This is a genomic window from Mesorhizobium sp. WSM4833, from assembly GCF_055811095.1.
In genome coordinates this window covers 106,716-115,465 of sequence record NZ_JBVVQG010000017.1, presented here as the reverse complement: position 1 = coordinate 115,465, position 8,750 = coordinate 106,716, and the positions used below count along the sequence as shown (strand labels likewise).

General features: G+C 64.5%; 5 protein-coding genes. All 5 read right to left on the bottom strand.

Features of this window, described 5'->3' with window-relative positions; all coding sequences use genetic code 11:
• Positions 1-125: 125 nt before the first annotated feature.
• The 5 genes from AC0L2D_RS27215 to AC0L2D_RS27195 all read right to left on the bottom strand — a co-directional run bounded on the left by AC0L2D_RS27215 (position 126) and on the right by AC0L2D_RS27195 (position 8,735).
• The gene (locus AC0L2D_RS27215; RefSeq protein WP_473543283.1) at positions 126-1,835 is read right to left on the bottom strand and encodes an APC family permease; all 1,710 of its coding nucleotides are present in this window, start codon (positions 1,833-1,835) and stop codon (positions 126-128) included.
• 390 nt (positions 1,836-2,225) lie between these two features.
• Positions 2,226-4,595 carry a DUF1989 domain-containing protein gene (locus AC0L2D_RS27210; protein ID WP_473543281.1) on the bottom strand — a complete coding sequence of 790 codons (2,370 nt, stop codon included), beginning with the start codon at positions 4,593-4,595 and terminating at the stop codon, positions 2,226-2,228.
• Between the two features lie 267 nt (positions 4,596-4,862).
• Positions 4,863-5,486, bottom strand: coding sequence for a sarcosine oxidase subunit gamma (locus AC0L2D_RS27205; protein ID WP_473543279.1), 624 nt, complete (start codon positions 5,484-5,486; stop codon positions 4,863-4,865).
• Positions 5,479-8,460, bottom strand: a complete 2,982-nt coding sequence (locus AC0L2D_RS27200; RefSeq protein WP_473543277.1) for a sarcosine oxidase subunit alpha — start codon at positions 8,458-8,460, stop codon at positions 5,479-5,481. Before AC0L2D_RS27200 ends, AC0L2D_RS27205 begins: the two co-directional genes overlap by 8 nt.
• A complete protein-coding gene (locus AC0L2D_RS27195; protein ID WP_473543275.1) occupies positions 8,460-8,735 on the bottom strand; it encodes a sarcosine oxidase subunit delta in 276 nt (91 codons plus the stop codon). Before AC0L2D_RS27195 ends, AC0L2D_RS27200 begins: the two co-directional genes overlap by 1 nt.
• Between the last annotated feature and the right edge of the window lie 15 nt (positions 8,736-8,750).

The window sequence follows — 8,750 nt, the reverse complement described above, 5'->3', positions numbered from 1 at the left end:
CCCCCCCCCCCCCCCCCCCCCCCCCCCCCCCCCCCCCCCCCCCCCCCCCCCCCCGCCCCCCCCCCCCCCCCCCCCCCTCCCGCAGCCCCCCCCCCCCCCCCCCCCCCCCCCGATCCTTTATGACGTCAGATGACGAAGAACCAGTTGGCGAGCAGCATCACCACCACGCCGGCGACCAGCGTCAGATAGGGCAGCATGCCCGCCTTTTTGACCGAGAGGTCGGCCCCCGTCATGCCGAGATCGGCCAGCATGTGGTCGGGGAACTTGCCCTTGTCCTGAATGTAGTGTCGGAAGCAGAACACCGGGATGATCAGCGCTGCCGTGATCAGGCCGGCCCACAGCGCCATCGGGTTCCATACCTTGGCACCGGCGCCCATGAAGATCGCGTTGACATAGGCGAAGATCGCCCCGATCCCGAGCAGCCAGCTCGGCGCCTTCCAGGGCCGTGCGATATGGCCGTTGTCGATGCGGTGGATCCAGCCGGCGTTGAGGTTGAGGAAGTTGAAGATGATGTAACCGCAATTCGACACGGCGAGGATGAAGAAGAAGCTCGTCGCGTCGGCCGAGGCGATGGCCAGCACGATCAGGTTGAAGACGAGATCGGTCCACATTGCCCGTGTCGGCGCACCATGTTCGTTGACATGGCTGAGATAGCGCGGCAGCCAGCCATCGACCGAGCCCTGGTAGAGCGTACGCGACGAGCCGGCCATGGCCGTCATGATGCACAGCACCAGCGCCAGGATCATCAGCATCACCAACAGGCTGTGGACTAGCGCGCCGCCGCCGACCATGCCGGCCAGCGCGTCGGCGACCCCGGAGCCGTCGACGATCGGCGTCGCCAGCATACCGTTGAGGCCAAGCACGCCCTGGAAGGTGAACGGCACCAGGATGAACAGCAGCATGCATAGAAGGCCGGAATAGAAAATCGCCTTGAACGTGTCGGTGCCGGGGTTCTTGAACTCGGATGTGTAGCAGACGGCGGTCTCGAAGCCGTAGGTCGACCAGGCGGCGATGAACATACCACCAAGCACCAGCGTCCAGCCGGCGATGTTCCAGGCACCGGGCTCGGGCGCGTAGGCTGCGGCCAGCGGCACCAGCGGCGAAAAATTCGCCCAGTTGATCTGGCCGGTGACGATCGGCACCACGCCGACGATCAGCATCGGGACGATGACCAAGAGGCCGATATATTTCTGCACATTGGCGGTGCCGAGAATGCCGCGATGCTGGATCGCAAAGATGATCAGCATCAGCACTGCGCCGATGAAGAAGGTCGCGTTGAAGGTGAACGAGACCGGTCCCAGCGTGTGGCTGTAAAGCGTCCAGTTGCGGATTGCCGGCGTCGCCGCCGCGGTCACCGCTGTGATGGCGTCGGCGGCACTCATCCCGGCATGCGCGGCGATATAGGCGACGACATCGGGTGAGGTTTCTGTGAACAGCGGCACTGGCGCCAGCGCATTGAGGATGTAGGCGGCGGCGATCGAGCAGCCGAGCGACAGCACCGGCGACCAGGCGAACCAGTTGCACCAGACAGACAGCGGCGCGATGAACTTGGAATAGCGCAGCCAGGCGGTGGCGCCGTAGATCGACGCGCCGCCCGACTTGTTCGGAAACAGGCCGGCGATTTCGGCATAGGTGAAGGATTGCAGGAAGCCCATGATCATGGAGAAGATCCAGATCGCGAAGGCCAGCGTGCCGGTCGTGCCGGCAATGCCGCCGATCGAGAACAGGACCAGGGCCGGCACGCCGCTCGCCACCCAGAAGGCGCCGCGCCAGTCGATATTTCGGTGCAACTTGCCTTCGGCAAGCGGCTCCAGGACAGTCGTTATCGTGCTCATATGTCTTTGTTCCCCATTTTGATGTTCCCCGTTCGTGACGGCCGCGACTTCGCGAGGCTTCATCATCGACGCATGCTTTGGGCGGCTGTCGGTGTTTCCACTCAGTCGCATTTTTTTCTTAACAGTGAAGATTGATCCGGCGCGCTTTCAGGTCAAGCGATTTGTCGCGCCGTGCACATCACGCTTGCGAAACATGTCGGCTTCACACTGCCGCGGTGGGATTGTTCGGAAAAGGACGAAGGGTCAGGAAGCGAAAAACCCGCCGGAGGCGGGTCGCGGCGCAAATCAGCACCATGGACGAATATGTAGCATAGCTGCCCTCAGCAGGTCAAGAAAAAATTCCTATCACGAACTGCAGCACGGCCTCACTGTCTTGGGAGGGAAGGGCCGTCAGGAACGCGGTTTGGTCTTTTGCGGATCGTAGTGGGCGAAGGCGACGACTCGCGCCGGCAGCCGCTTGGCATGGCCGTCGAGCTTGCCGATCTCGACCTCGGTACCGACAGCCGAATGGGTGACATCGAGCCTGGCCAGCGCGATGGTCTTGTTCAGCACCGGCGAGCGCATGCCTGACGTGACCACGCCGATCTGGGCACGGCCGACATGCACGCAATCGCCATGGCCGACGTCGACATTGGCGTCGATGTCGAGACCGACCAGCTTCGTCTGCGGGTGCTCCTTGCGGCGGATCAGCGCCTCGCGGCCGACGAAATCGTCGGTCTTGCTCTTCAGCGGCACGGTGAAGCCGATGCCGGCCTCGAACGGATCGGTCTGGTCGGAAAATTCGTATCCGGCGAAGATCAACCCGGCCTCGATGCGCACCATGTCCAGCGCCTGCAGTCCCATCGCCTTCAGCCCGTGAGGCTGGCCGGCTTCCCAGATGGCGTCGAAGACTTTTTCGGCGTCGCGCGGATGGCACCAGATCTCGTAGCCGAGCTCGCCGGTATAGCCGGTGCGCGAGACGACGACCGGAATGCCGTTGCCGCCACCAATGCGGGCGACGGCGAAGCGGAACCATTCGAGTTCGTCGATCGACGGCTGCAGCGGCGAGGTCCAGATCACCTCCCTGAGGATGTCGCGGCTCTTCGGTCCCTGCACGGCGACATTGTGCATCTGGTCGGTGGAGGAACGCACAAGGACATTGAGGCCGAGTTTCGTCGCCGTGTCGCGCAGCCACTCGCCAGACAGATCGTCGCCGCCGACCCAGCGGAAATTGTCCTTGCCCAGCCGCAGCAGGGTGCCGTCATCAATCATGCCGCCATGCTCGTAGCACATGGCCGAATAGACCACCTGGCCAACGCCGAGCTTCTTGACGTCGCGGGTCAGCGTGTATTGCAGCAGCGCTTCGGAATCCGGGCCGGTGACCTCGAACTTGCGCAGCGGCGACAGGTCCATGATCACCGCGTCTTGGCGGCAGGCCCAGTATTCGGCGATCGGCCCGTCCTTGGCGAAGGAATTGGCGAGCCAATAGCCCTTGTACTCCTGAAAGTTGCGGGTGTGCTTGGCAAAGCTCGAATGAAAAGCGGTCTCGCGGGTCATTTTCGGTTCCGAATCGGGCGTCATGCGTCTGGCGATCGCTCGCGAGAATTTGTGCTGGCCGGAATAGGTCCGCACATGGATGTCGGTCGGGTTCCAGCCATTGGCCGGCGTCGTGTCGTCGGGGCAGGCGGAGGAAACGCAAACGATGTCGGTGAGCGCCCTGAGCAGCACATAGTCGCCCGCCCGCGACCACGGCTCGTCGGACACCATGACGCCATGCGCGTCGATCGCCGTGTTGAAGAAGAAGTTGATCGCCATCCAGCCCGCGCGGGGATTGACGCCGTTGCCGGCCAGAGCGCCGTTGAAATTCTCCGAACAGTTGGTGTGTCCGGGATAGCCGATGTCGTCGTAATATTTGGCGGCGCAGGCGAGCGCGAAGGCGTCGTGCCGGCCGCATGTGTCCTGCACCACCTCGACCAGCGGCTCCATGTCCTGGTCATAGTATTTGGAATGCAGGCCGGGCATCGGGTAGCTCGCACCCATGAGCGTGCGCGTCGTCGTCACGTCGAGCGGATGATCCAGTCCCCTGTCCAGCTTGCGCGCCGAAAAGCACTGGAAATCGGTGCATTGGCGCCCGTCGACATCGATGATCTGCAGATAGTCGCCAGCCCTAACGAAATAGGCCTCCGCGGTCGCCGAATGGACGCGCAAATCGAGCACCGGGTCGGCAAGCGGATCAGCCAATACCGATTTCGCCGCCGGGCGGATCGTGGCGCGGCGAACGAAGACGGTCAGCGGTGTCGCCGTGTCATAACCATCGACCAGCATCGGCCCGCCGGGGGCGGCAATCAGCACCGCACCATCGCGTGCGACGGTGAAAGCCTGCTCGGTGCCGGCCGGTGTCGTGACGCCGAACACCCGCACGGCCTTGGCGTGGTCAAGCTGCACCTGCTGGCGGGCGAGCCCGCTCCGCAGGGATGCGAGACTGTCGTCGCCCTCTATGAGCAGCGCTTTGATGCCGGCAGCGTTGCTGTTCGATGCTTCACCAAAAATGCCGGGATCGGTCGCGCCGGTCCTGTCCCAGGCCAGAAGTTCGCAGGCCTGGCCGCCTTCGACATTGCGCACGGTGATTGCGTCGCCGGCCTCGATGTCGATCAGCACCGCGCCGTTGCCCTGGATCGTATAACGCTCCATGCCCGGCGGCAGCGCGATCTGGCCGGGCCTCAGGATGAGGCTAGGCTTGGGCGGTCCGGCAGCAATTGCGGGGTAGGGCGACTGGCTCATCTCAGCCTTGCAGTTCGAGAAACAAGTTTGCCTGTGTGTAAAATTACTTTAGCGGGAAGAATAGCAGGGGGATCGCGTTTGGCAAGGAGAGCGCGCTTTTTCCCTTCTCCCCTTGTGGGAGAAGGTGGATCGGCGCGCAGCGCCGAGACGGTTGAGGGGTGCTGGCCGGATCACCGTTCTTGCCAAGCTGGAGCACCCCTCATCCGACCTCGCTTCGCGAGGCCACCTTCTCCCACAAAGGGGAGAAGGGAAGGCCGCGCACAAGCGTTACGCTAAGTCCTTGGAGTGACTGATGTCCACGCCGTACTCGGCCGCAGCGTCAAGCATCGTATGCCAAAGGCTCTCGGCAAACGTCGCAAACATCAGAACGTTGAACACCGCCTGCCCATCCGTCCGATCACTGTCGCGCCAGAGCGTGACGCTGGTGTGATCCATCGACGTCGCGGCGGCGGCGCCAACCGGAAACGCATCGGGATGCAAATCGATCGACGACAGTTTCGCCAGCATTGTCCGCGCCTTGGCGCCGGAGATGCTGACCAGAACCCGTGCATGCGACTGGTCCGACAGCGAGCCGGACAATGCGGGCTCCAGCGTCTGCATCGTGTGCTTGCCGCCCTTCGACAGCACGAAGAACTGGTCCGGTCCCGACCAGATCAGCGTTGCGTCCGAAGTCCGCACCGCCTTGGGCGCATCAGGGACAGCAACACCAAACCGAGCCTTGGCGGCTTGTCCCAGCTCGGCCGCCTGGCCGCGCCGCGCCATCACCTGGATCAGATCAAAATTGCGGATCTCGGTCAGCGAGACGCCGGCCTCAATACCGCGTGCACCATGCACGCCGGCAACGAGCGCCTTTTCAAGCGGACTGCGGGGAGCCCAGGAAAACTCAACCACGCTGGCGCCCTCCATCCGGGTCGTAGAAGACGGGATTGCAGAGTTCGACGTCATAGTCTTCGCCGCGCAATGGATCATGCGCGTGCACGATCTCGCCGATGCGTTCGCGGCCGCGTTCGACAAGCGCGAGCCCGATCCACTGATCCAACGTCGGCGAGAAGCAGACCGAGGTGACATAGCCTTGGTCGTTGCCGGGGCCGGGCGTCTGCCCCTTCGGGATGATGTGTGCGCCGGAGCGCAACCGGCGTGTCTCGTCCGTCGGCTTGATGCCGACGACGACCTGGCGATCCGGGGCTACCAGCGCCTCGCGTCCGGCCATGACGCGGCCGATATAGTCTTTCTTGGTCGACATCATCTTGCCCAGACCAAGATCGGCCGCTGTCGTCGTGCCGCTCAGTTCCGGTCCGGCGATGTGGCCCTTTTCGACGCGCATGACGCCGAGCGCCTCGGTGCCGTAAGGCGTCACGCCGAATGGCGCGCCGGCCAGCATCAGATTGCGCGCCATCGCATCACCGAAGCGTGCCGGTACCGAGATCTCGAAGGCCATTTCGCCGGAGAACGAGATGCGGAACAGCCGCGCCTTGAGGCCGCCGCGCAATGTCACTTCGCGCGCGCCCATGAACGGAAAGCCTTCGTTCGACAGGTCCTCGGCCGGATCGACGATCTCCTTCAGCAAGTCGCGTGTCTTGGGTCCGGCAATCGAGAATTGCGCCCACTGATCCGAAACCGAGGTCAGCTGCACATCGAGTTCGGGAAACAGCACCTGCCGACAGAATTCGAGATGCTGCATCACCAGCCCGGCCTTGGCCGTGGTGGTGGTCAGGAAATAATGATCCTCGGCCAGCCGCGACGTCGTGCCGTCGTCATAGACGATGCCGTCCTCGCGCAGCATCAGACCGTAGCGCGCCTTGCCCACTGCAAGACTGGAGAAGGTGTTGATGTAGACGCGGTCGAGGAAGGCGCCGGCATCCGGACCGTGCACGTCGATCTTGCCGAGCGTCGAGACATCGCAGAATCCGACGCCTGAGCGCACCGCCTTGACCTCGCGCGTCACCGATTCCAGCCAGTCCTTCTCGCCGGCGCGGGGGTACCACTGCGCCCGCTTCCACAGGCCGGTGTCGACGAAGACAGCACCTTGTTCCACGGCCCAGTGATGCGACGGCGTCAGCCGCGTTGCATGAAAAGTCTCATCGCGATGGTGTCCGGCAAAGGCGCCGATGGCGACGGGCACGTAAGGCGGGCGATAGATGGTCGTGCCAGTCTCGGGAATGGATTTGCCTGTTACCGCCGCCATGATGGCGAGGCCGGCGACGTTGGAGGTCTTGCCCTGGTCGGTCGCCATGCCGAGCGTGGTGTAGCGCTTCAGATGCTCGACCGATTCAAAACCCTCGCGCTGCGCCAGCTCGATGTCGGACGCGGTGACGTCGTGTTGCTGGTCGACAAAGGCTTTGCCCTTGCCGGCGACATGCCAGAGCGGGGTGAGCGAGAAAACCTCGTCGTCGGCGACAGGCGCCGATCCCGCATTGCCGGTCCGGCCGGCATCATGCGCGGCTGCCGCGCCGGCGGCAAAGCCTTGACTGAGGCAGGCGCCAAGGCCAAAGGCACCATTGGCGGCACCTGCGGCGACCATGCCTGGAGGCGCGCCGTCGGGCACGAAGGCGGAGATGTCGCTGCGCCATTTCGGCCGGCCGCGATGATAGGAGGTCAGCCCGACCGCCGGGTTCCAGCCGCCGGAAACGGCTAGCCCGTCCGCTTCGACCTCGGCGCGCGCGCCGCCGGTCAGCGACACCGCGATTTTCCTGACGCCATCCTTGCCGCCGTCGACGCCGCTGACGGAACCGTGCAGCACCGGGAAGCCGCCCTTCGAGGCCAGCGAACGATGCGCCGGCGATATTTCGGGCCGTGCATCGATGACCGCCGCGATCTGCAGGCCGGCACCGAGGGCCGCTTCGACCGTGCGCCAGCCATCCTCATTGTTGGTGAACAGCGCGATCCGTTTTGCCGGCGCTGCGGCGTAGCGCGCGACATAGGTCCGCATGGCGGAGGCCATCATCACGCCGGGCGTGTCGTTGCCGGCAAAGACGATCGGCCGTTCGATGGCGCCGGCTGCCACGACGCAGCGCTTCGCCACGATCCGCCACAGGCGCTGGCGCACCTGGTGCTCGGGCGGCGAGGGCAAATGGTCGTTGACCCGCTCAATGGCGCCGTAGGTGCCGCCATCGTAGACGCCGAACAGCGTCGTGCGGGTCATGACGCGGACGTCGGGCATACCAGCCAGTTCAGCCAGCGTCCGCGAAATCCACTCGGCCGCAGGTTCGCCGTCGATCATTCCGCCATCCGACAGCAGACCGCCGCCGAGGACAAAATCCTCTTCGCACAGGATGACGCGGGCGCCAGAGCGGCCGGCTGCCAATGCCGCGGCCAGGCCAGCCGGGCCGGAGCCGGCGATCAGCACATCGCAATGCGCCCATGCCTTGTCGTAATGGTCGGGATCGGCGATGCCGGCGGCACGGCCAAGGCCTGCGGCGCGGCGGATCGCCGGCTCATAGATCGCTTCCCAGAACTTCGCCGGCCACATGAATGTCTTGTAGTAGAAGCCGGCAACGAAGATCGGCGCGAACAGCTGGTTGACCGACATCACGTCGTGGCGCAGCGACGGCCAACGGTTCTGGCTGGCGGCCTCGAGCCCGTCATAGAGTTCGGCTGTCGTCGCCTTGGTGTTCGGCTCGCGCCGTGCCCCGGTGCGCAGCTCAACCAGCGCATTGGGTTCTTCCGAGCCCGCAGCCAGGATGCCGCGCGGGCGATGGTATTTGAATGAGCGGCCGACCAGCTTGACGCCGTTGGCGATCAGCGCCGAGGCGAGCGTGTCGCCCTGGAAGCCGGAGAAAGCCTTGCCGTCGAAACGGAAGTTCAGCGGTGCCGAGCGGTCGACAAGCCCGCCATTGCCGAGCCGGTGTGTCTGCGCGCCGGCCATCACGCACCAACCTTCGCAGCGCCGGCACCAGCCGCCGGTTCGATGGAGGAAATCTCGTGCGTCAGCGTGTTGCGGGTGACCTTCAGCCAAGCCCGGCAACCACCGCCATGGTACCAGTATTCGCTGGTCGCGCCGGCGACATTGTCGCGCAGATAGACATAGTCGAAGACCTCGTCTTCCGAGGCGCCGGCCGCGGGCCGCACCGGCTTGGCGTCGCCGAGATAGGTGAACTCGCCGAGTTCGCGTTCACCGCAGAAAGGACAGGCAATGCGCATTTCTTCTAAACCGCC